Origin of the sequence: Pseudomonas sp. GV071 (assembly GCF_003050835.1) — a bacterium.
Lineage (GTDB): Bacteria > Pseudomonadota > Gammaproteobacteria > Pseudomonadales > Pseudomonadaceae > Aquipseudomonas.
Genome location: NZ_QAOJ01000010.1, coordinates 141,508 through 162,882, shown reverse-complemented (window position 1 = coordinate 162,882; position 21,375 = coordinate 141,508). Strand labels below are relative to the sequence as shown.

The window sequence follows — 21,375 nt, the reverse complement described above, 5'->3', positions numbered from 1 at the left end:
CCTACGGGGTGTACGCCACCCAACAAAAAGCCGCTCCCAGGAGCGGCTTTTTGTTGGCCTCGATTTAGCCAACGCTGAGGGTCAAGCCGATCCGCTTCAGCCATTCTGCTTCGGCTTCGAAGTCGGCCTGGGTCAGCGGGTTGGCTGCCAGCCAGCCATCGGGGAAGGCCAAGTCCAGGCTGTCGTCGCTGGCGCGCAGTTTCACCTTTGGCATCTCTTGGGTGCCGCGAATGTGGTGGAACAGAATCGCGAAACGCAGCAGCACGCACAGGCGCATCAGCTTGATGCCTTCATCGCCGAACTCGGCGAATTTGTCCTTGGGAATATTACGCCGGTGGCCGCGCACCAAGAGTGCAAGCATCTGTTGGTCCTGGCGCGAGAAACCGCCGAGGTCCGAGTGCTCCACCAGGTAAGCGCCGTGCTTGTGGTAGGAGTAGTGGGCGATGTCCAGGCCCACCTCATGCACCTTGCTGGCCCAGCTCAATAGCTCGCGGTGCCATTCATCATCCAGGCCCCAGGACTGCGCCACATCGTCGAGGGCTTCTAGGGCTTTGGCCTCGACGCGTTGGGCCTGTTCCAGGTCGACGTGGTAGCGCTCCATCAGCGCGCTCAGGGTGCGCTCACGGACGTCTTCGTGGTGGTGGCGGCCAAGCAGGTCATACAGCACGCCTTCGCGCAGCGCGCCTTCGGAGTGGGCCATGCTGTGCAAGTCCATGGCGTCGAAGATCGCTTCGAGAATCGCCAGGCCGGCTGGGAAAATTGCACGGCGGTCGGGCTTGATGCCGTCCATGTCGAGCTTATCGACTTCGCCCAGTTTCAGCACCCGGCGCTTCAGCCAGGCCAGGCCTTCGGCGGTGACTTCACCGTTGCCGTGGCCGCCGGCTTTGATTGCCAGGCCCACCGCGCGAATGGTGCCCGAGGCGCCGACCGCTTCGTCCCAGCCGAGGCGGCGCAGCGCGTGCTCGATGCCCATCAGCTCCAGACGCGCAGCGGTGTACGCCTGGGCGTAGCGGGCGGGGGTGATCTTGCCGTCGCGGAAGTAACGTTGGGTGAAGCTCACACAGCCCATCTGCAGGCTTTCGCGCAGCAGCGGTTCAAAACGTTGGCCAATGATGAACTCGGTACTGCCGCCGCCGATGTCGGCGACCAGGCGTTTGCCGGGGGTGTCGGCCAGAGTGTGCGACACGCCGAGGTAGATCAGACGCGCTTCCTCGCGTCCGGAAATCACTTCCACCGGGTGACCGAGAATTTCCTCAGCGCGGCGGATGAACACCGAGCGGTTGCGCGCTTCACGCAAGGCGTTGGTGCCGACCACGCGCACGGCGCCCGGTGGCAGGCTGTTGGTCAGTTGGGCAAAGCGGCGCAGGCAGTCGAGGCCGCGCTGCATGGCTTCTTCATTGAGTTCGCGCTGCTCATCGATACCGGCGGCCAGCTGCACCTTTTCGCCCATGCGCTCCAGGATGCGGATCTCGCCGTGGTCAGCTTTGGCCAGAACGATATGGAAGCTGTTCGAGCCGAGGTCGATGGCGGCGATCATGGAGAAATGCTTGGCGGGGCTTTGCGGCATGGTGTGATGGTCTCAGAGCTGTAGCGCGACATCCTGCCATGATCAGGCGCTTGCGCCAACGCGGGTGGCGTGGCGGGATGTCGCTGCTGGAGTTGTTCTTTATAGCCGCAGGTGAGGCGGTGACAAGGTTCGGCCGCGCAGTATGCCGGTGCTGTACGTCGTAATTATGACCAGCGTCAGGCGCAGGGCTCAGAGAAACGGAGCGTTCACGGCAGTTTTAAGTTCAACGCCTGATCAGTATTTGCGCAGGCCACCATAGTGAACCTCAATCGGCTGGCGCTTTCGATGTTGTTAAAGCCGGGCTATGATGGCGCCACTTTACATCCTTGCGACCCTGGAGAGTTTCCATGAGCGAATTCATCACCCACGTCAGCGACGCCAGCTTTGATCAGGATGTGCTCCAGGCTGATGGCCCGGTGCTGGTCGATTACTGGGCTGAATGGTGCGGTCCGTGCAAAATGATCGCCCCGGTTCTGGACGAAATCGCCCAGACCTACCAAGGCAAACTGAAAGTTTGCAAACTGAACATCGATGAAAACCAGGACACCCCGCCCAAGTACAACGTGCGTGGTATCCCGACCCTGATGCTGTTCAAGAATGGCGCGGTCGAGGCCACCAAGGTGGGCGCACTGTCCAAGTCGCAACTGGCTGCATTCCTCGACAGCAACATCTAAGTCGTAAGGAATTTCTCCTTTGTGCCTGAAAGCCCCGTCCTGTGCGGGGCTTTTTCATTAGTCGAACACTAGACGCTCCGCAAAGCCGATGGTACATTCGGCCTCGCAATGGTTCCTCCATTGCTCTTCGTAAGCCGTCGCCGACGCATTCCTACTCGATACCCATCGATAAACAAGCAGGCGATCATGCTGCCTCTGCGCAGTTCAGGCCTCATAAGCTAAACGCTTATTTCCCCTCCTTATCGACTACGTCATTCCTATATGAATCTGACTGAACTCAAGCAAAAGCCGATTACCGAACTGCTCGAAATGGCCGAACAGATGGGCATAGAAAATATGGCCCGTTCGCGCAAGCAGGACGTGATTTTCTCCCTGTTGAAAAAGCACGCGAAAAGCGGCGAGGAAATCTCCGGTGATGGCGTGCTGGAGATCCTCCAGGACGGCTTCGGCTTCCTTCGTTCCGCCGATGCCTCGTACCTGGCCGGCCCGGACGACATCTACGTTTCGCCTAGCCAGATCCGCCGCTTCAACTTGCGCACTGGCGACACCATCGTTGGCAAGATCCGCCCGCCGAAAGAAGGCGAGCGTTACTTCGCGTTGCTCAAGGTCGACACCATCAACTTCGACCGCCCAGAGAACGCCAAGAACAAGATTCTGTTCGAAAACCTCACGCCCTTGTTCCCCAACAAGCGCCTGGTGATGGAGGCCGGCAACGGCTCCACCGAAGACTTGACCGGCCGCGTCATCGACCTCTGCGCGCCAATCGGCAAGGGTCAACGTGGTCTGATCGTGGCACCGCCGAAAGCCGGTAAAACGATCATGCTGCAGAACATCGCGGCCAACATTACCCGCAACAACCCCGAGTGCCACCTGATCGTTCTGCTGATCGATGAGCGCCCGGAAGAAGTGACCGAAATGCAGCGCACCGTGCGCGGCGAAGTGGTTGCTTCGACCTTCGACGAACCACCAACCCGCCACGTGCAGGTTGCCGAAATGGTGATCGAAAAGGCCAAGCGCCTGGTCGAGCACAAGAAGGATGTGGTCATTCTGCTCGACTCCATCACCCGTCTGGCGCGTGCCTACAACACCGTGATCCCGAGCTCCGGCAAGGTCCTCACCGGTGGTGTTGACGCCCATGCCCTGGAGAAGCCGAAACGCTTCTTCGGCGCTGCGCGCAACATCGAAGAAGGCGGCTCGCTGACCATCATCGCTACCGCGCTGGTGGAAACCGGCTCGAAGATGGATGAAGTGATCTACGAAGAGTTCAAGGGTACCGGCAACATGGAGCTGCCCCTGGACCGTCGCATCGCTGAAAAGCGCGTGTTCCCGGCGATCAACATCAACCGTTCCGGCACCCGCCGCGAAGAGTTGCTGACCGCTGAAGACGAGCTGCAGCGCATGTGGATTCTGCGTAAATTGCTGCACCCGATGGACGAGATCGCCGCTATCGAGTTCTTGCTCGATCGCCTCAAAGCGACCAAGACCAACGACGAGTTCTTCCAGTCGATGAAGCGCAAGTAACATCGGCAAGACAGGCAAAAGCCGGGGAAACCCGGCTTTTTGCTAACTGCGTATTGGCATCCAGCGCCCTGTGCGCTGTCCTGGCAGGCTAAACTTCGCACCTGGTTTTGCCCTTCTATCGAGCGCCCTACACGAGGCTCAAGCATGCAGTATCGCGATCTGCGCGACTTTATCCGTGGCCTGGAACAGCGCGGAGAGCTGAAACGCATCAGCCACCCGGTGTCGCCGGTGCTGGAAATGACCGAAATCTGCGACCGCACCTTGCGCCGCAAAGGTCCGGCCCTGCTGTTCGAAAACCCCACCGGGTTCGATATGCCGGTACTCGGCAACCTGTTCGGCACCCCCGAGCGCGTGGCCTTGGGTATGGGCGCCGAGGCGGTCAGCGAGCTGCGTGAAATCGGCAAGCTGCTGGCTTTTCTCAAAGAGCCGGAGCCGCCGAAGGGCCTGAAAGACGCCTGGTCGAAGCTGCCGATTTTCAAGAAGATCATTTCCATGGCGCCCAAGGTGGTCAAAGACGCGCCGTGCCAGGAAGTGATCGAGGAGGGCGACGACGTCGACCTCGGCAAGCTGCCGGTGCAAACCTGTTGGCCGGGCGACGTCGCGCCGCTGATCACTTGGGGCCTGACCGTTACCAAGGGGCCGAATAAAGACCGGCAAAACCTCGGTATCTACCGCCAGCAAGTGATCGGACGTAACAAGGTGATCATGCGCTGGCTGAGCCACCGCGGCGGCGCGCTGGACTTCAAAGAGTGGTGTGACAAACACCCTGGCCAACCCTTCCCGGTGGCCGTGGCCCTGGGCGCGGACCCGGCGACCATTCTCGGCGCCGTGACGCCCGTGCCGGACAGCCTTTCCGAATACGCCTTCGCCGGCCTGCTGCGCGGCAACCGTACCGAGCTGATCAAGTGCCGCGGGAGTGAATTGCAGGTGCCCGCCAGCGCCGAGATCGTGCTGGAAGGGGTGATCCATCCGGGCGAGATGGCCGACGAAGGGCCTTATGGCGATCACACCGGCTACTACAACGAGGTGGACTCTTTCCCGGTCTTCACCGTCGAACGTATTACCCGTCGGCAAAAACCGATTTACCACAGCACCTACACCGGCCGCCCGCCAGATGAGCCAGCTATTCTCGGCGTAGCGTTGAACGAAGTGTTCGTGCCGATTCTGCAGAAGCAGTTCCCGGAGATCACTGACTTCTACCTGCCGCCCGAAGGTTGCTCGTACCGCATGGCGGTGGTGACCATGAAGAAGCAGTACCCGGGGCATGCCAAGCGCGTAATGCTCGGGGTGTGGTCGTTTTTGCGCCAGTTCATGTACACCAAGTTCGTTATTGTCACCGACGACGATATCAACGCACGGGACTGGAACGACGTGATCTGGGCCATTACCACGCGCATGGACCCCAAGCGCGACACGGTGCTGATCGACAACACGCCGATCGACTACCTCGACTTCGCCTCGCCGGTCTCGGGCCTTGGTTCGAAGATGGGCCTGGACGCCACCCACAAGTGGCCGGGTGAAACCAGCCGCGAATGGGGCCGCGTAATCGTCAAGGATGAAGCGGTCACCCAGCGGGTCGACGCGATGTGGAAGGACCTTGGAATAGAGTGATGAAAGTAACCCTGCAACCCTCCGGCGCAGTGCTGGACGTGCACGCCGGCGAGCGAATTCTGGACGCAGCGCGCCGCCTCGGCTACCAGTGCCCGCAAGCCTGCCGTAACGGCAACTGCCATATCTGCGCGGCCTTGCTGGTGGAGGGTTCCGTGCAGCAGAACGGCGAGGCGCGCGACCACGGTGAACTGTTCACCTGCCTGGCCGAGCCGCTGGAGGATTGCGTGTTGCATTGGGATGGCGTGCTCGCCCCTGGCGAATTACCGCTGCGCACCCTGCGTTGCCAAGTGGTGGCGTGTACGGCGGTGGGCGGTGATGTCTGGCGTGTCAACCTGCGCGCGCCGGCCGGCAAACCGCCGCGTTATCACGCCGGGCAATACGTGTTGGTGCGCCGTGACGATGGCGAGCAGTCAGCGTTTTCCCTGGCCTCGGCGCCGTCTCAGGGGCGTGAGCTGGAGCTGCATATCCTCGGTCGTGAAGACAGCGCGCTGAATCTGCTGGCGCAATTGCAACGCGAGCCGCTGGTGGAAGTGCAGATGCCGTTTGGCGATGCGCACCTGGCCGAGTTGCCGGACGGGCCGCTAATTCTGATCGCCGCCGGCACCGGCATGGCGCAGATGCACAGCCTGATCGAGCATTGCCGTGCAACCGGCTTCAAGCACCCGGTGCATCTGTACTGGGGCGCGCGGCGACCGGAGGACTTCTACCAATTGCCGCACTGGGCCGACTGGCAGCAGATGGCCAATCTGCACCTGCATCAGGTGGTCAGTGATGTCTGTGGCTGGCAGGGGCGTTGTGGTTTGTTGCACGAGGCGGTGCGCGAAGACTTCCCTGACCTCAAGCCGCTGCATGTGTATGCCAGTGGCTCGCCGATGATGGTCTACGCGACGCTCGATGCGTTGGTGGATGCGGGGATGGATGCGCATCAGATGCGCGCCGACGTCTTCGCCTACGCACCCCGCTAAAAGCATCGAGGCTTCAGCCTCGATTCCTGCAAAGGATGTTCTCCAAAACAAAAAAAACCGCCCGAAGGCGGTTTTTTTATCGGCAGTTAGCAAGCGCTTAACGCACCTGTACCACCACTTTACCCACGGCCTTGCGCTGTCCCAGGGCGTTGATCGCGCCTGCTGCATCGGTGAGCGGGAAGGTTTGCGACACCAGCGGCTTGACCTTGCCTTCTGCAAACCACTTGAACAGTTGCTCGAAGTTGGCGGCGTTGTCGGCCGGTTGGCGTTGGGCGAATGCACCCCAGAACACGCCGACCAGAGACGCGCCCTTGAGCAGGGTGAGGTTGGCCGGCAGGGACGGGATGGTACCGCTGGCAAAACCCACCACCAGGAAACGACCGTTCCAGGCGATGGAGCGGAAGGCTTCTTCAAACAGGTCGCCGCCGACCGGGTCGTAGATCACGTCCACGCCTTGGCCGCCGGTGAGTTCCTTGAGCTTTTCCTTCAGGCTGCCTTCGCTGTAGTTGATCAGCTCGTCGGCGCCAGCGGCCTTGGCCACTTCGAGTTTTTCTGCGCTGCTGGCGGCCGCGATGACGCGGGCACCCATGGCTTTGCCGATTTCTACGGCTGCCAGGCCGACGCCGCCGGAGGCGCCGAGCACCAGCAGGGTTTCCCCCGGTTGCAGGTTGGCGCGTTGTTTCAGTGCGTGAATGGAGGTGCCGTAGGTCATGCCGAAGGCGGCGGCGCTGGCGAAGTCCATGCCGGCCGGAATTGGCATCACGCTGTAGCCAGGCACGGCAACTTGTTCGGCAAAGCTGCCCCAACCGGTCAGGGCCATGACGCGGTCACCGGGTTTCACGTGGGTGACTTTTTCGCCGACGGCCGCGACCACACCGGCTGCTTCGCCACCCGGCGAGAACGGGAACGGCGGCTTGAACTGGTACTTGCCTTCAATGATCAGGGTGTCCGGGAAGTTCACGCCGGCGGCGTGGACATCGAGCAGCACTTCGTTCTTTTTCGGTTCCGGGCTGGCGACTTCTTCCAGGACCAGGGTTTCGGCAGGGCCGAAGGCTTTGCACAACACGGCTTTCATTGGAGTGTTCCTCGCAGAGTTATGGCTTGGCAGTGTAGGTGCGTGGCCTGGCGGGTCAACGAGCATGGCCTGCCCTGATAAAGGTGTATAAGCGCCGGGCTATCGCTATGCTAGGGCACATACCCAGTCGAGGATGCGCACTGTGAAAGCTTGGTTTGTACTATTGATGGCCTTTTCCCTGCCGTTTGCCGCTCTGGCCAATGAAGAGAAAGAGGGCGGCGAAGGCGAAAGCAAAACACCGGCCGTGGCGTATATCAGCCTGGTACCGGCGCTGGTGGGAAACTACGGCACGGGGCCGAAGCTGAAGGTGTTCAAGGCTGATATCGCTCTGCAGGTTACCGGCAGCGAGGCCGAGGCCAAGGTCGAGCACCATGAGCCGCTGATTCGTAACCAGTTGGTGATGCTGTTTTCCCAGCAGACCGATGAGGCGATGGGCAACGTCGAGTCCAAGGAAAAGCTGCGTCAGGAAGCGTTGAAACAGGTGCAGGACGTGCTGACCCAGGAAGAGGGCAAGCCGCTGGTGGAAAACCTGCTCTTCAATAACCTGATCGTGCAGTAACCGCCACGCCTTCAGGTAGTGGTCCACACGCAGGTGCAATTGCGTCCCTGATGCTTGGCTTGGTACAGGGCCTGATCGCTATGGGCGACCAGGCTGTCGGGGTGGCTGTCACGGTTGGGCGTCACCGTGCTCAAACCGATACTCGCGCTCAGGCGTGACAGCGGGCTGCCCGGGTGGGGCAACTGCAACTCGGCCAGCGCCTGGTGAATGCGCGCAGCGATCATCTCGGCACCTTGCTCGTCAGTGTTGGCCAGAATCACCGCAAACTCCTCGCCGCCATAGCGGCACACCGCGTCGCCATCGCGCAGCAGGCAGCCTTGCAGTGCGGCCGCGACCTTGCGCAAGGCATCGTCGCCGGCCAGGTGGCCGAGCTGGTCGTTGTAGCGCTTGAAGTGATCGACATCCAGCATCAGCAAACTCATCGGCGCACCCATGCGTTGCAGGCGGCGCCATTCGCTGTGCAGTTGGTGGTCGAAGAAGCGCCGGTTGTACAGGCCGGTCAGGCCGTCGCGTTGTGACAGGTGCTGGAGCTGCGCTTCCAGTTGCAGGCGTTCGTTGTTATCGCGCGAGACGCCGATCAGGTACTCGTGGCCATTGACCTGCACCAGCTGCGCACTGATTTCTGCAGGCTGGATGCTGCCGTTACGGCGGCGCATTTCACGCTGGAAAATTTTCCCCTGGTTGTCGCCCTGGGCCTGACGCACCAGTTCCACCCAGGCATGGAACCCCAGCAGCAGGCTTTCCGGCTGCTCCTGCAGGCGCTGACGAAATTCCTCTTCGCTGTAGCCCAGGCTGCTGTAGGTGGCCTTGTTCATATGCAGAATATTGCGGTTGTGCGGGTCGATGATAAACAGCCCGTCGCGGCTGGAGTCGGTGAGGTCGACCACCAACTGCAAGCGTTCGCGGCTTTCGCGCAGCACCTGTTCGATCAATTCACGGCTGCTCACCTCCTGATTCAACCGGCTGTTGCTGGCGAGCAAGGCGCTGGCGCGGCGAGCGTTTTCCATCGCCAGAGCGAGGGCGGCCACCAGCAGCAGGGTGGTGGTCAGACCGGCGCCCAGCACCACCCACGGCAATGGGCTGGACAGCTCTTGCGCCAACTTGCGGGTGGGGTTGAGTTGCAGGGTGAAGTTGCGGTTGTTGAGCAGGTGCAGCGGCAACTCTTGCTGCAGACCGGCGCTGAAGTCGGCTTGTTCGCGGCTGTACAGCGGACGGCCAAACTCCAGCAGGCGCACGTTGAAGCCGGCGCTGTCGACGGTGTCGAGCAACTCGTCCATCAGGGTTTGCACGCGGAAGATGCCTTGCACGAAGCCATCGAACACCCGCTGGCCCTGGTCGTTCATTACGTACAGCGGGGTGTAGAGGGCGAAGCCGCGGCCGCCCTGGACCAGGTCGAAGCTGTTGGAAAATACCGCCTTGCCCTGGGTTTTGGCCTGCATGGCCAGCAGGTAGTTGGGATGCGCCGGGGTGAGCTGGAAATTCAGCGCCGCTTCGTTGCCCTCGATTGGCAGAATCCAGCGCAGACGCAGGTCTGCATCGGCCCATTGGATGGCCTGGTAGCCGCGAAAATGCTGCAACGAAAAGCGCGCTTCCAACGCCCATTCGTCCTGGTTCAAGCGGCCGTGGTGATTCCACAGCTCGGCTAGGCGATAGAGGTCTTGCGCCTGAGTGGTGAGGCTGCCTTCCAGCTGCCGGGTAAGCAGGCGAGCCTGCGCCGCCACCCGTTCATTGGCGTGGGTGCGCTCGATGGTGACCAGCTTCTGCCACAGCAGCAAACTGGCGGCGAGCAGCAACAAGGCCACCACCGCCAAGGCCAGGCGAGCGCGCCAGGCCGGGCGGGCAGCGGGTAACACTGAGGTGTCATGCAAGCTGTCTGGTTCCATGCACAGTGTCCGTGTTGCTTAATGCAGGACAACGATTCAAACAGCCTGAATCGTCGCCCATTCGCTAGCACTGACTGGCATCACCGAAAGCCGGCTGCCTTTTTTTACCAAGGGTAGTTCGCTCAAGCCAGGTAGATCACGTAATTGCCCCAAAGCAATGACACGCGGGAACGCCTCGACGAATTCAACGTCCAAGGCGCTCCACGGGTTTTTATCGGCGCTTGCCTTGGCATCGTAATAGTGGCTTTGCGGGTCGAGCGCCGTTGGGTCGGGATAGGCCGAAGCAATAATCCGGCCGACTCCGGCGATGCCGGGCTCGGGGCAACTGGAGTGATAAAAGAAGAACAGATCGCCCACCGCCATGCTGCGCACGAAGTTGCGCGCCTGGTAATTGCGCACGCCATCCCAGCGGGCATGGCCAAGACGCTGCAGGTCGTGGATGGAAAGTTCTTCGGGTTCGGACTTCATTAACCAGTGAGGCATGAACTTTGCTCTTCGCTCGTGGGGTTAAGTCTTGGTGGGCGGTTTTACCCATTTAGACGACAGCCGGTTGGCGTCAGAATTGCACATGCAGGCACCTTGCAGGAGAATGCCGCGCTGCTGAATCTAATGCCGCCGGACGGTCCAAAAACAAAAAATACGTCGTGGTTGTAGTGCGAAAGTTGCCTGGAAGGGGGAGGCAATCGATGAAGAAACGTAAACCAGATTTGTTGTGGGTATTGGTAATCCTGTTCGGTCTCGGTGTGGTAACCACCGGTTACACCCAGAGCCTTTGGGACCGTCAGAACGACGCTCCAGTCACATTGTCGCAGCAGCCTTAAGGCTGCCAGCCGACGCCCGTGATGGCCGCACCTGGTGCGGCATCGCTTTCCGTTGCAAGGGTATCGCCCAGGTACCACGCCTTGTCCGTCACCGTCGCATGCAAGCGCACATCCCAGCTGGCCAGTGCCAGGCGGTCGACTTTCTGACATTCATGGGCAAGGCCCAATAATGTCGGTTTGTGCCAATTATGGCGACGTTGCAAGTACGCCAGGCTGCGGTCATAAAAACCGCCGCCCATGCCCAGGCGCCCACCCTCCGGGTCGAAGCCAACCAATGGCAACAGAATCAGATCCAGTGCCCAGACCTTGCGTTGGCGTTGGCGTTTGGCCGTGGGTTCGGCAATGCGGAAACGGTTGGGGTGTAAACGTTCGTTCGGGCGCACGCGCTGAAAGACCATTTTGGTCGCCGGCCATGCACTGAGAACGGGCAAATAAGTGGCCTTGCCGCGCCGCTGTGCAGCACGCATCAGCGGGCGTGGGTCGATCTCGCCATCGTTGGGCAGGTACAGGGCAATGTGCCGAGCGCGACGAAACAAGGGTTGCTGGGCGAGTTGTCGATAGAGCTGTTCGCCGGCCTTGCGTTGAGCGCTGGCGCTGAGGGAGCGGCGGGCTTTGCGCAGCAGGCGACGAAGTTGTGGGCGGGTTAGCTCGGCGGCGGTCAGCATGCTGTGACGGCCAGGGCTCGCAGGCGCGAACCGTTGAAAGCCTCATCGCCAAACAGGGCGGGCAATGAGTGAAGAAGTAAGACCCCCCGACGTGCCGCTGTCGGCTTAGCCCTTGAACCCGAAAGTTCAAGGTGGAGGTTGCAGGGAGCGTTAAGGCTTTCCGTCAGGCGGACATGCACACCGGCTCCAACTTGCAACCCCCGGGTTTGTGCGTATCGGCTCAGGGACATCACCAACTGGCGCACACTCCAGGGAGCGGCGGCCAGTATACCCGAATAAACCGCTCTGCAATCAGCTATGGCTGCTGTCCTGATCGGTGGCCAGGGCACCATCCACTCGTTCCAGCAGGTCGCGCACATGGGCACGGGTGGAGCTGACGTCCTGATCCAGGCGCTGCTGTTTGTGCAGCAGGTCGTGGGTAATGTTGAGGGCGGCCATCACCGCCACGCGGTCGGCGCCGATCACTTTGCCGCCGCTGCGAATCTCGCGCATCTTGCCGTCGAGGTAGCGCGCGGCGCTTTCCAGGTTGGCGCGTTCGTCCGCCGGGCAGGCGATGCAATAGTCTTTATCAAGGATGTGAACGGTAACGGTGTTCGAGGTCATTAGTCCTGCTCCAGGGCTTTGAGGCGCGAAATCATCGATTCGACCTTATGCCGGGCCATTTCGTTCTTTTCGATCAGATGGGCGCGCTCTTCGCGCCAAGACTGCTCGCTCGCACGTAAGGCGCGGTTGTCCGCTTTTAGCTGCTCGACGCGTTGGATAAGCAGTTCCAGCTTGAGGGTGAGCGCGTGCAGATCGGCGTCTTCCATGGGCTCTCGCTAGGGCGTGGGTTTGTGGCAATGAAGTGGCGAAACTATATAGGAAGGCACAGGCCAAGGGGCAAACCCATTGACGTCGGCCAATGGTCTTGGCGCGCTTGCCGGTGCTAGGATACAAGGCCTCCATTCTAGTCATTGCGCCCTCTGGCGCCTAGTTGCCAATGCCCACACAAAATTCCCCGTACAGCGCTTTCGCCACCCTGCTCGCCAGCAGCGGTCAACCCGTCTCGCCAGCCGAGCTGCATGGCCTGTTGCTCGGCCGCAGCTGCGCCGGTGCCGGCTTCGATGTCGACTCCTGGCTGGTGGACGCCGCCGACCTGTTCACCAGCGAGCCGGCCGACAATATCCGCGCCGCCCTCATCGGTCTGCAAGAAATGGTCAAAGCTGAACTGACTGGCGATGACATCGCCGTGGTCCTGCTGCTGCCGTCCGATGACGCGCCGCTGGCCGACCGCGCCGCCGCCATGGGCCAATGGTGCCAGGGCTTTCTCGCCGGTTTTGGCCTGACCGCGCGCGACGCCGCCCTCAGCAGCGAAGCCATGGAAGTGCTGCAAGACCTCGCCGCGATTGCCCAGGTGCAAGAAGCCCTGGAGGAATCCGAAGACGGTGAAAACGACTATATGGAAGTGATGGAATACCTGCGTGTGGCACCGCTGCTGCTGTTCACTGAATGCGTGAAACCGGCTGCCCCGGCGGCGCCGAAACCATCGCTGCACTGACTTTTACCAGAACGAGTTCGCCCATGATCAGCATCCCCAAGTCGGAATACGCCCGTCGGCGCAAGGCGCTGATGGCGCAGATGGAACCCAACAGCATCGCCATTCTGCCGGCGGCGCCGGTGTACATCCGCAACCGCGATGTCGAGCACATCTACCGTCAGGACAGCGACTTCCAGTACCTCAGCGGCTTCCCCGAGCCCGAGGCGGTGATCGCTCTGATCCCCGGTCGCGAGCACGGCGAGTACGTGCTGTTCTGCCGCGAGCGTGACCCCGAACGCGAACTCTGGGACGGCCTGCGCGCCGGGCAAGACGGCGCTGTGACCACCTTCGGCGCTGACGATGCATTCCCGATTGGTGACATCGACGAAATTCTGCCCGGCCTGATCGAAGGCCGTGACCGCGTGTACTACGCCATGGGCACCAACCAGGAATTCGATCGCCACCTGATGGAGTGGATCAACGTCATCCGCTCCAAGGCCCGCCAAGGTGCGCAGCCGCCAAATGAGTTCGTCGCCCTCACGCACCTGCTGCACGACATGCGTCTGTACAAGTCGGCCAACGAAGTGAAGGTGATGCGTGAAGCCGCGCAGATTTCCTCGCGCGCCCACATCCGTGCGATGCAGGCCAGCCGTGCCGGCTTGAGCGAGTACCACTTGGAAGCCGAGCTGGACTACGAGTTCCGCAAAGGCGGGGCGAAGATGCCGGCCTATGGCTCGATCGTGGCCGCAGGCCGCAACGCCTGCATCCTGCACTACCGCGAAAACGATGCGCCGCTGAAAGACGGCGACCTGGTGCTGATCGACGCCGGCTGCGAAATCGACTGCTACGCCAGCGACATCACCCGTACCTTCCCGGTCAGCGGCAAATTCTCCCCTGAGCAAAAAGCCATCTACGAGTTGGTGCTGAAATCCCAGGAAGCCGCGTTCGCCGCCATCGGCCCGGACAAGCACTGGAACGAAGCCCACGAAGCCACTGTGCAGGTGATCACCGCCGGCCTGGTGGAACTCGGCCTGCTCGAAGGCAACGTCGACGAGCTGATCGCCAGCGAAGCCTACAAACCGTTCTATATGCACCGCGCCGGTCACTGGCTGGGCATGGATGTGCACGATGTCGGCGACTACAAAGTCGGCGGCGAGTGGCGCGTGCTGGAAGTCGGCATGGCGCTGACCGTCGAGCCCGGCATCTATATCGCCGTGGACAATCAAAACGTCGCGAAGAAATGGCGCGGCATTGGCGTGCGCATCGAAGACGACGTGGTGGTGACCAAAACCGGCTGCGAAATCATCACCAAGGACGCGCCAAAAACCGTCGCTGAAATCGAAGCCCTGATGGCCGCTGCCCGCGTGCAGGCGGCATAGGGGTGAGTGAAGCAAAACTCGCCATTATTGGCGGCGGCCTGGTGGGTGCCAGCCTGGCCCTGGCGCTTCAAGCCGGGGCCAAGGCGCGCGGCTGGTCGATTGTGCTGATCGAGCCGTTCGCCCCCGGCGACAGCTACCAGCCCAGCTATGACGCCCGCTCCACCGCGCTGTCCTACGGCACCCAGCAGATCTACCAGCGCCTGGGTATCTGGCCGAAGGTCGCCGAGCGCGCCGAAGCCATTCTGCATATCCATGTTTCCGACCGTGGGCGTTTTGCCGCCGCGCGGTTGAGCGCGGAAGAAGAGGGCGTGCCGGCGCTGGGTTATGTCGCCGAAAACGCCTGGCTCGGGCATTGCCTGTGGCAGGCGTTGGACCCTGAGGTGGTGAGCTGGCGTTGCCCCGCCGAAGTGGTGGCGATGCAGGCCATCGGCACTGGCTACCGCCTGACCCTGAATGAAGAAACCCTGCTCGATTGCGACCTGGCGGTATTGGCCGATGGCGGCCGCTCCAGCCTGCGGGAACAGCTGGGCATCACGGTGAAAAACACCGCGTATGAACAGAGCGCTTTGATCGCCAACATCAGCATCGGCCAGCCCCATGGCGGCCTGGCGTTCGAGCGCTTTACCGACGAAGGCCCGATGGCGCTGTTGCCGCTGTCGGATAACCGCAGTGCGTTGATCTGGACTCGGCCGGGCGACGATGCCCAGCGTCTGCAGGCCCTCGACGACCGGGCGTTCCTCGCTGAATTGCAGAACACCTTCGGCTACCGCCTCGGCGCTTTGCGCCAGGTTGGCGCGCGGCACGTCTACCCCCTGTCGCTGATCGAAGCGCAGGAGCAGGTGCGGCCCAACCTGGTGGTGCTCGGTAACGCGGCCCACAGCCTGCACCCCATCGCCGGCCAGGGTTACAACCTTGCCCTGCGCGACGTGCAGGCCCTGGCCGAAGCGTTGCTGACCAGCCCTGACAGGCCCGGCGACTTCGCCACCCTGCAGGGCTACCTGGCGCGCCAACAGCTGGACCAGAGCCTGACCGTCGGGTTTTCCGACCGCGTCACCCGCCTGTTCAGCAACGCCGAGCCGCTGCTGGCCACCGGTCGCAACCTGGGCCTGCTCGGCCTGGACATGTTGCCGCCGGCCAAGCGCTGGTTTGCCCGGCAGGCGATGGGCATCGGTACCCGTAGCGACGGTTGATCACTTTTCTGGCGGCCCTCCGGGCGGCCCGTGGATAGGCTGAAAGCATGGAAATGCGAGCGGATTTGGTAATAGTCGGGGCCGGTATGGTCGGCAGTGCGCTGGCCTTGGCCCTGCAACACAGCGGCTTGGATATTCTGTTGGTCGACGGCAGCCCGTTGAGCGTCAAACCCTTCGACCAGAGCGCCGCGTTCGAACCGCGGGTCAGCGCCTTGTCGATGGCCAGCCAACGCATTCTCGAACGCGTCGGCGCCTGGCCCGGCATCGAAGCGCGGCGCACCAGCCCCTATGGCGAGATGCAGGTGTGGGATGGCTCCGGCACCGGCCAGATTCACTTCTCCGCCGCCAGCGTGCATGCCGAGGTGCTCGGCCATATCGTCGAAAACCGGGTGATTCAGGACGCGCTGCTGGAACAGTTGCACGACACCGACCTGGGCCTGCTGGCCAATGCCCGCCTGGAGCAACTGCGCCACTCCGGCGATGACTGGCTGCTGACCCTGGCCGACGGCCGCACCGTGCGCACCCCGCTGGTGATCGCTGCCGACGGTGCCAACTCGGCCGTGCGCCGCCTGGCCGGTTGCGCCACCCGCGAATGGGATTACCTGCACCACGCCATCGTCACCAGCGTGCGTTGCAGCCAGCCGCACCAACTCACCGCCTGGCAGCGTTTTACCGATGACGGCCCGTTGGCCTTTCTGCCCCTGGCGCGCGAAGACGGCAGCCAGGGCTGGTGCTCGATTGTCTGGTCGACCACGCCGACACAGGCTGAACGGTTGATGGCGCTGGATAACGATGAATTCTGCCGTGAACTGGGCAAGGCCTTCGAGTGGCGCCTGGGCCAGGTGTTGGAAGCCGATCCGCGCCTGTGCATTCCGCTGCGCCAACGCCATGCGAAACGTTACGTCGAACCGGGTCTGGCCTTGATCGGCGACGCTGCGCACACCATTCACCCGCTGGCCGGGCAGGGCGTGAACCTCGGTTTTCTCGACGCCGCCGTGCTCGCTGAAGTGCTGCTGCACGCGGTAGAGCGGGGTGAGAACATCGCCGATGAGCGCGTGCTCAGCCGCTTCGAGCGCCGTCGCATGCCGCATAACCTGGCGATGATGGCGGCGATGGAAGGCTTCCAGCGCCTGTTCCAGGCCGATCCGTTGCCGATTCGCTGGTTGCGCAACAGCGGCCTGAACCTGGTGGATGGCCTGGCCGAAGGCAAAGCTCTGTTTGTGCGCCAGGCGCTGGGGCTTTCAGGCGATCTACCGGCGCTCGCCAAAGCCTGACGCGACCCTGTAGGAGCGGCTTCAGCCGCGATGCTTTTGAAGATCACAAGCATCGCGGCTGAAGCCGCTCCTACGAGGGATGTGGGTGTATCGCAACATCCCGACACACCTCGAGCCTCGGTGGCCAAGTGAGGTTCTTTATCATTTGCGGCCCTTCCGCTTTTTACGAGGACCTGCCTGTGCAGATTCGCCGCACGCTTCTTTCTCTCTTTGTGCTGATGGGCGCAACCACTGTGCAGGCCGCCGATGAGGTGGTGGTGTATTCCTCGCGCATCGACGAGCTGATCAAGCCGGTGTTCGACGCCTACACTGCCAAGACCGGGGTGAAGGTCAAGTTCATCACCGACAAGGAAGCGCCGCTGATGCAGCGAATCAAGGCCGAAGGCAGCAATGCCACCGCCGACCTGCTGCTCACAGTCGATGCCGGCAACCTCTGGCAAGCCGAGAACATGGGCATTCTGCAGCCCTTCGATTCAGCGGTGATCGACGCCAATATTCCTAGCCAATACCGCTCTTCCACCGACAGCTGGACTGGCCTGTCGCTGCGCGCGCGCACCATCGCCTACTCCACCGACCGGGTAAAACCGGCAGAGCTGTCCACCTACGAAGCGTTGGCCGGCAAGGAGTGGGAAGGGCGCCTGTGCCTGCGCACGGCGAAGAAGGTCTACAACCAGTCGCTGACCGCCACCCTGATCGAAACCCATGGCAGCGAAAAGACCGAAGAAATCCTCAAGGGCTGGGTCAATAACCTGTCCACCGACGTGTTCTCCGACGACATCGCCGTGCTCCAGGCAATCAACGCCGGGCAGTGCGACGTCGGCATCGTCAACACCTACTACTACGGCCGCCTGCACAAGCAGGACCCTAGCCTGGCGGTAAAACTGTTCTGGCCGAATCAGGCTGACCGCGGCGTGCATGTAAACCTGTCCGGCATCGGCCTGACCCAGCATGCGCCGCATCCAGAGGCGGCCAAGGCGCTGGTCGAGTGGATGACCGGGCCGGAGGCACAGGCGATTTTTGCCGGGGTGAACCAGGAGTACCCAGCAAATCCGAGTGTGAAACCGTCCGAAGAAGTGGCGAGTTGGGGCACGTTCAAGGCCGACACAATTCCGGTTGAGATCGCCGGTAAACGCCAGGCAGAGGCCATCAAACTGATGGACCGCGCTGGCTGGTACTAAAGAGCATCGCGGCTGAAGCCCCTCCCACAGGGAATCGCGGTCCTTTGTGGGAGGGGCTTCAGCCGCGAATCCTGCAAACGTATAGTTTGGCCCTTACCCCTACTCCAACCAGGCTCACCCGTGGTTCACCAACGTCGCTGGTACCTCATCTCTTTTGCCATCGGCGCGTTGGTGCTGCTGCCCCTTACGGTGTTGCTGCTCTCCTGGCAAACCATCGACCACGACATCTGGGCCCACCTATGGGATACCCAGATGCCGCGCCTGCTGGGCAATACCCTGATTCTGGTTCTCGGCGTCGGCCTTGGCGTCACCCTGCTCGGCGTCAGCCTGGCCTGGCTCACCAGCCTCTGCGAGTTTCCCGGCCGGCGTTGGCTGGATTGGGCACTGATGCTGCCGTTCGCCATTCCCGCCTATGTATTGGCGTTTGTCTTCGTAGGTCTGCTGGATTTCGCCGGGCCGCTGCAAAGTCTGCTGCGCGAATGGTTCGGCAGCGGCCTGCGGCTGCCGCGGGTGCGCTCCACGGGCGGGGTGATTGTGGTGTTGGTGCTGGTGTTCTATCCCTATGTCTACCTGCTCGCCCGCAGCGCGTTTCAGGCCCAGGGCAAAGGCCTGATGGAGGCGGCGCGGATTCTCGGTCAGTCGCCCTGGCAGGCGTTCTGGCGGGTGGCAATGCCCATGGCGCGACCGGCGATTGGCGCCGGTGTGGCGTTGGCGTTGATGGAAACCCTGGCCGATTTCGGCGCGGTGTCGGTGTTCAATTTCGACACCTTCACCACCGCCATCTACAAGACTTGGTACGGCTTCTACAGCCTGTCCAGCGCCACCCAACTGGCCAGTCTGTTGCTGCTCGCAGTGATGCTGGTGCTCTACGGCGAGCGCCGCGCCCGTGGCGCCAGTCGCCCGGCCAATGAACGACCACGGGGCCACGCGCTTTATCACCTGCACGGTTGGAAGGCGCTGGCGGCCAGCAGCTGGTGTGGCCTGGTTTTCGCCTGCGCCTTCCTGGTGCCGGTGCTGCAGTTGGTGGTGTGGTGTTGGCAGCGGGGGCGTTTCGACCTTGATGAGCGCTACGTCGGCCTGATCCTGCACACCCTGTATCTGGGCGCCATCGCTGCCGCCGTCACGGTGGCAGCGGCCTTGCTGCTGGTATTCGCCCGGCGCCTGGTGCCCACCCGGCCGATCCGCAGCGCGGTGAGCCTGGCCAACCTCGGCTACGCGCTGCCCGGCTCGGTGCTGGCGGTGGCGATCATGCTGGTGTTCAGCTACCTCGACCGTGAGCTGGTGGTGCCGCTGTCGCAGTGGTTGGGCGGCGCTGGCAAACCGCTGCTGCTCGGCAGTCTGGCGGCGCTGGTGCTGGCTTACCTGATCCGCTTTATCACCGTCGCCTATGGGCCGCTGGAAGGCGCTCTGGCGCGTATCCGGCCGTCGCTGCCGGAAGCCTCACGCAGTCTCGGGGTGTCTGGCTACGGCTTGTTTTTCCGCGTGTACCTGCCGCTGCTGGTGCCGGGTGCCCTCAGCGCCGCGTTGCTGGTGTTCGTCGATGTGCTCAAGGAAATGCCGGCCACCCTGCTGATGCGCCCCTTCGGTTGGGACACCCTGGCCGTGCGCATTTTCGAGATGACCAGCGAGGGCGAGTGGGCGCGTGCCGCGCTGCCGGCGCTGAGCCTGGTGCTGGTCGGCCTGCTGCCGGTGATCGGGCTGATTCGGCGCTCCGCGCGCCGCTACGGGCACTGACTCGGCGCTCGCTTGTATGCGTGTGTGCATGGGGCAGTCTTGCGGCTACAATGCGCGCCATTCGGTGTAGGACGTCATTCAGACCGGCCCGTTGAAATCTCGTGCAAGTGCCCTGTTTCGAAGGCTCAGCCACGTTTCTCGGTCCGCCCACACCTTCGCCAAGCCCGGAAGGAGAAACCCATGGGACAGCGCACGCCCCTCTACGAACAGCACCTTGCATTGGGTGCCAAGATGGTCGATTTCGGCGGTTGGGACATGCCACTGCACTACGGCTCGCAGGTTGAGGAGCACCACCAGGTGCGTCGCGATTGCGGGGTGTTCGACGTCTCGCACATGACCGTCGTCGACGTCAGCGGGGCCCAGGCCAAGGCCTACCTGCAGCACCTGTTGGCCAACGACATCGAGCGCCTGCAGGACCTCGGCAAAGCGCTGTACAGCGGCATGCTGAATGCCGATGGCGGGGTGATCGACGACCTGATCGTCTACCTCACCGACGGCGGTTACCGCGTAGTGGTCAACGCTGCCACTCGCGACAAGGACCTGGCCTGGATGCAGGCGCAAACCGCCGGTTTCGACGTGCAGCTCAATGAGCGCAGCGAGCTGGCGATGCTGGCCATTCAAGGGCCACATGCGCGGGCCAAAGTCGCCGAGCTGGTGTCTGCCAGCCGCGCCACCCTGATCCACGAATTGAAACCCTTCCAGGGCTTTGCCGATGGCGACTGGTTTATCGCCCGCACCGGTTACACCGGTGAAGACGGCTTGGAAATCGTCCTGCCCACCGATGAAGCGTCACACTTTTTCAATGAGCTGGTGGGCGCCGGTATCGCCCCCATCGGCCTGGGCGCCCGCGACACCCTGCGTCTGGAAGCCGGCATGAACCTGTACGGCCAGGACATGGATGAAAGCGTGTCGCCGCTGGCCGCCAACATGGCCTGGACCGTGGCGTGGGAGCCGGCCTCGCGCGCCTTCGTCGGCCGCCAGGCCCTGGAAGCCCAGCGTGCCGCCGGGGCTCAGCCGAAACTGGTGGGCCTGGTGCTGGAAGAGCGCGGTGTGTTGCGCGCCCATCAGGTGGTGCGTATTGAAGGCGTTGGCGAAGGCGAAATCACCAGCGGCAGCTTTTCGCCTACCCTGGGTAAATCCATCGCCTTGGCGCGTGTTCCTGCCGCAACGGGAGAACGGGCCGAGGTGGAAATCCGCGGCAAGTGGTATCCGGTGCGCGTAGTGCGGCCTAACTTTGTCCGTCACGGTAAGGCATTGATCTGATCGACGGCGCGGCGTCACGGAAAAACCGGGCGCCGCGCCACAACCTGCTAAATTTTCCTGGCGGACGTTCCGCCATCCAGTATCCGAGGACCAAGTCATGAGCAATATCCCCAGCGAACTGCGTTACGCCGCCAGCCACGAATGGGCCCGTCTGGAAGCCGATGGTAGCGTCACCGTGGGCATTTCCGACCACGCGCAGGAAGCGCTGGGCGATGTGGTATTCGTCGAGCTGCCGGAAGTCGGCAAGCAACTCGCCGCAGGGCAAGAAGCCGGTGTGGTGGAATCGGTGAAAGCCGCTTCCGACATTTACTCGCCGGTCAGCGGCGTGGTTACTGCGGTCAACGACGCCCTGGCCGATGCGCCGGAAAGCGTCAACGGCGACCCTTATGGCAGCTGGTTCTACAAGCTGCAACCGAGCGATGTCAGCGAGCTGGAAAAATTGCTGGATGCCGGCGCGTATCAAGCGGTCGCTGACGCCGATGCCTGATGACCGAGCGGCG

20 protein-coding genes and 1 other RNA gene are annotated in these 21,375 nt (G+C 62.4%); 13 read left to right on the top strand and 8 right to left on the bottom strand.

Going from position 1 to position 21,375, the window contains the following annotated elements; genetic code table 11:
* Nucleotides 1-64: 64 nt before the first annotated feature.
* On the bottom strand, nt 65-1,567 hold the full coding sequence (gene ppx, locus C8K61_RS19505) for an exopolyphosphatase (protein WP_108097952.1): 1,503 nt from the start codon (nt 1,565-1,567) through the stop codon (nt 65-67).
* A 347-nt stretch (nt 1,568-1,914) separates the two neighbouring features.
* Between ppx and trxA the strand changes: the two genes are divergently transcribed.
* From trxA to C8K61_RS19485, 4 genes are all read left to right on the top strand, one after another.
* Nucleotides 1,915-2,241 (top strand): thioredoxin TrxA, encoded by a 327-nt coding sequence (gene trxA / locus C8K61_RS19500; RefSeq protein WP_108097951.1) that lies wholly within the window; start codon nt 1,915-1,917, stop codon nt 2,239-2,241.
* A 261-nt stretch (nt 2,242-2,502) separates the two neighbouring features.
* Complete coding sequence (gene rho, locus C8K61_RS19495) at nt 2,503-3,762, top strand: transcription termination factor Rho (RefSeq protein ID WP_108097950.1); 1,260 nt, start codon at nt 2,503-2,505, stop codon at nt 3,760-3,762.
* A 144-nt stretch (nt 3,763-3,906) separates the two neighbouring features.
* Nucleotides 3,907-5,373 carry a 4-hydroxy-3-polyprenylbenzoate decarboxylase gene (gene ubiD, locus C8K61_RS19490; RefSeq protein ID WP_108097949.1) on the top strand — a complete coding sequence of 489 codons (1,467 nt, stop codon included), beginning with the start codon at nt 3,907-3,909 and terminating at the stop codon, nt 5,371-5,373.
* Entirely contained in the window at nt 5,373-6,338 is a 966-nt protein-coding gene (locus C8K61_RS19485; protein ID WP_108097948.1) for a CDP-6-deoxy-delta-3,4-glucoseen reductase, read from the top strand. The genes ubiD and C8K61_RS19485 overlap by 1 nt, the downstream gene beginning before the upstream one ends.
* Before the next feature lie 97 nt (nt 6,339-6,435).
* Here C8K61_RS19485 and C8K61_RS19480 read toward each other — a convergent pair whose 3' ends face one another.
* Nucleotides 6,436-7,413, bottom strand: a complete 978-nt coding sequence (locus C8K61_RS19480; protein ID WP_108097947.1) for an NADPH:quinone oxidoreductase family protein — start codon at nt 7,411-7,413, stop codon at nt 6,436-6,438.
* Between the two features lie 133 nt (nt 7,414-7,546).
* Between C8K61_RS19480 and C8K61_RS19475 the strand changes: the two genes are divergently transcribed.
* Nucleotides 7,547-7,972 carry a flagellar basal body-associated protein FliL gene (locus C8K61_RS19475; protein ID WP_178086478.1) on the top strand — a complete coding sequence of 142 codons (426 nt, stop codon included), beginning with the start codon at nt 7,547-7,549 and terminating at the stop codon, nt 7,970-7,972.
* 11 nt (nt 7,973-7,983) lie between these two features.
* On the opposite strand, the gene C8K61_RS19470 is transcribed toward C8K61_RS19475, so the two are convergent.
* The 6 genes from C8K61_RS19470 to C8K61_RS19440 all read right to left on the bottom strand — a co-directional run bounded on the left by C8K61_RS19470 (nt 7,984) and on the right by C8K61_RS19440 (nt 12,150).
* Entirely contained in the window at nt 7,984-9,855 is a 1,872-nt protein-coding gene (locus C8K61_RS19470; protein WP_108097945.1) for a diguanylate cyclase domain-containing protein, read from the bottom strand.
* 36 nt (nt 9,856-9,891) lie between these two features.
* Complete coding sequence (locus C8K61_RS19465; protein ID WP_108097944.1) at nt 9,892-10,338, bottom strand: EVE domain-containing protein; 447 nt, start codon at nt 10,336-10,338, stop codon at nt 9,892-9,894.
* A gap of 334 nt (nt 10,339-10,672) precedes the next feature.
* Nucleotides 10,673-11,341, bottom strand: coding sequence for a 5-formyltetrahydrofolate cyclo-ligase (locus C8K61_RS19455; protein WP_108097942.1), 669 nt, complete (start codon nt 11,339-11,341; stop codon nt 10,673-10,675).
* A 79-nt stretch (nt 11,342-11,420) separates the two neighbouring features.
* Nucleotides 11,421-11,599, bottom strand: a non-coding RNA gene (ssrS, locus tag C8K61_RS19450) — 6S RNA.
* Between the two features lie 33 nt (nt 11,600-11,632).
* Complete coding sequence (locus C8K61_RS19445; protein ID WP_108097941.1) at nt 11,633-11,944, bottom strand: cell division protein ZapA; 312 nt, start codon at nt 11,942-11,944, stop codon at nt 11,633-11,635.
* Nucleotides 11,944-12,150 (bottom strand): TIGR02449 family protein, encoded by a 207-nt coding sequence (locus tag C8K61_RS19440; RefSeq protein WP_108097940.1) that lies wholly within the window; start codon nt 12,148-12,150, stop codon nt 11,944-11,946. Before C8K61_RS19440 ends, C8K61_RS19445 begins: the two co-directional genes overlap by 1 nt.
* A 170-nt stretch (nt 12,151-12,320) precedes the next feature.
* Between C8K61_RS19440 and C8K61_RS19435 the strand changes: the two genes are divergently transcribed.
* From C8K61_RS19435 to gcvH, 8 genes are all read left to right on the top strand, one after another.
* Entirely contained in the window at nt 12,321-12,878 is a 558-nt protein-coding gene (locus tag C8K61_RS19435; protein ID WP_108097939.1) for a YecA family protein, read from the top strand.
* A gap of 23 nt (nt 12,879-12,901) precedes the next feature.
* Nucleotides 12,902-14,236, top strand: a complete 1,335-nt coding sequence (gene pepP, locus C8K61_RS19430) for a Xaa-Pro aminopeptidase (RefSeq protein WP_108097938.1) — start codon at nt 12,902-12,904, stop codon at nt 14,234-14,236.
* 2 nt (nt 14,237-14,238) lie between these two features.
* Nucleotides 14,239-15,426, top strand: coding sequence for a 2-octaprenyl-6-methoxyphenyl hydroxylase (gene ubiH / locus C8K61_RS19425; RefSeq protein WP_108097937.1), 1,188 nt, complete (start codon nt 14,239-14,241; stop codon nt 15,424-15,426).
* Between the two features lie 53 nt (nt 15,427-15,479).
* Nucleotides 15,480-16,700, top strand: coding sequence for a 2-octaprenyl-3-methyl-6-methoxy-1,4-benzoquinol hydroxylase (locus C8K61_RS19420; protein ID WP_178086481.1), 1,221 nt, complete (start codon nt 15,480-15,482; stop codon nt 16,698-16,700).
* A gap of 218 nt (nt 16,701-16,918) precedes the next feature.
* Entirely contained in the window at nt 16,919-17,878 is a 960-nt protein-coding gene (locus C8K61_RS19415) for an extracellular solute-binding protein (RefSeq protein WP_178086480.1), read from the top strand.
* A gap of 120 nt (nt 17,879-17,998) precedes the next feature.
* Nucleotides 17,999-19,612, top strand: coding sequence for an iron ABC transporter permease (locus C8K61_RS19410; protein ID WP_108097934.1), 1,614 nt, complete (start codon nt 17,999-18,001; stop codon nt 19,610-19,612).
* Between the two features lie 180 nt (nt 19,613-19,792).
* Complete coding sequence (gene gcvT, locus C8K61_RS19405) at nt 19,793-20,875, top strand: glycine cleavage system aminomethyltransferase GcvT (protein ID WP_108097933.1); 1,083 nt, start codon at nt 19,793-19,795, stop codon at nt 20,873-20,875.
* A 97-nt stretch (nt 20,876-20,972) separates the two neighbouring features.
* Nucleotides 20,973-21,362, top strand: a complete 390-nt coding sequence (gcvH, locus tag C8K61_RS19400) for a glycine cleavage system protein GcvH (RefSeq protein WP_108097932.1) — start codon at nt 20,973-20,975, stop codon at nt 21,360-21,362.
* The last annotated feature ends 13 nt before the right edge of the window (nt 21,363-21,375 follow it).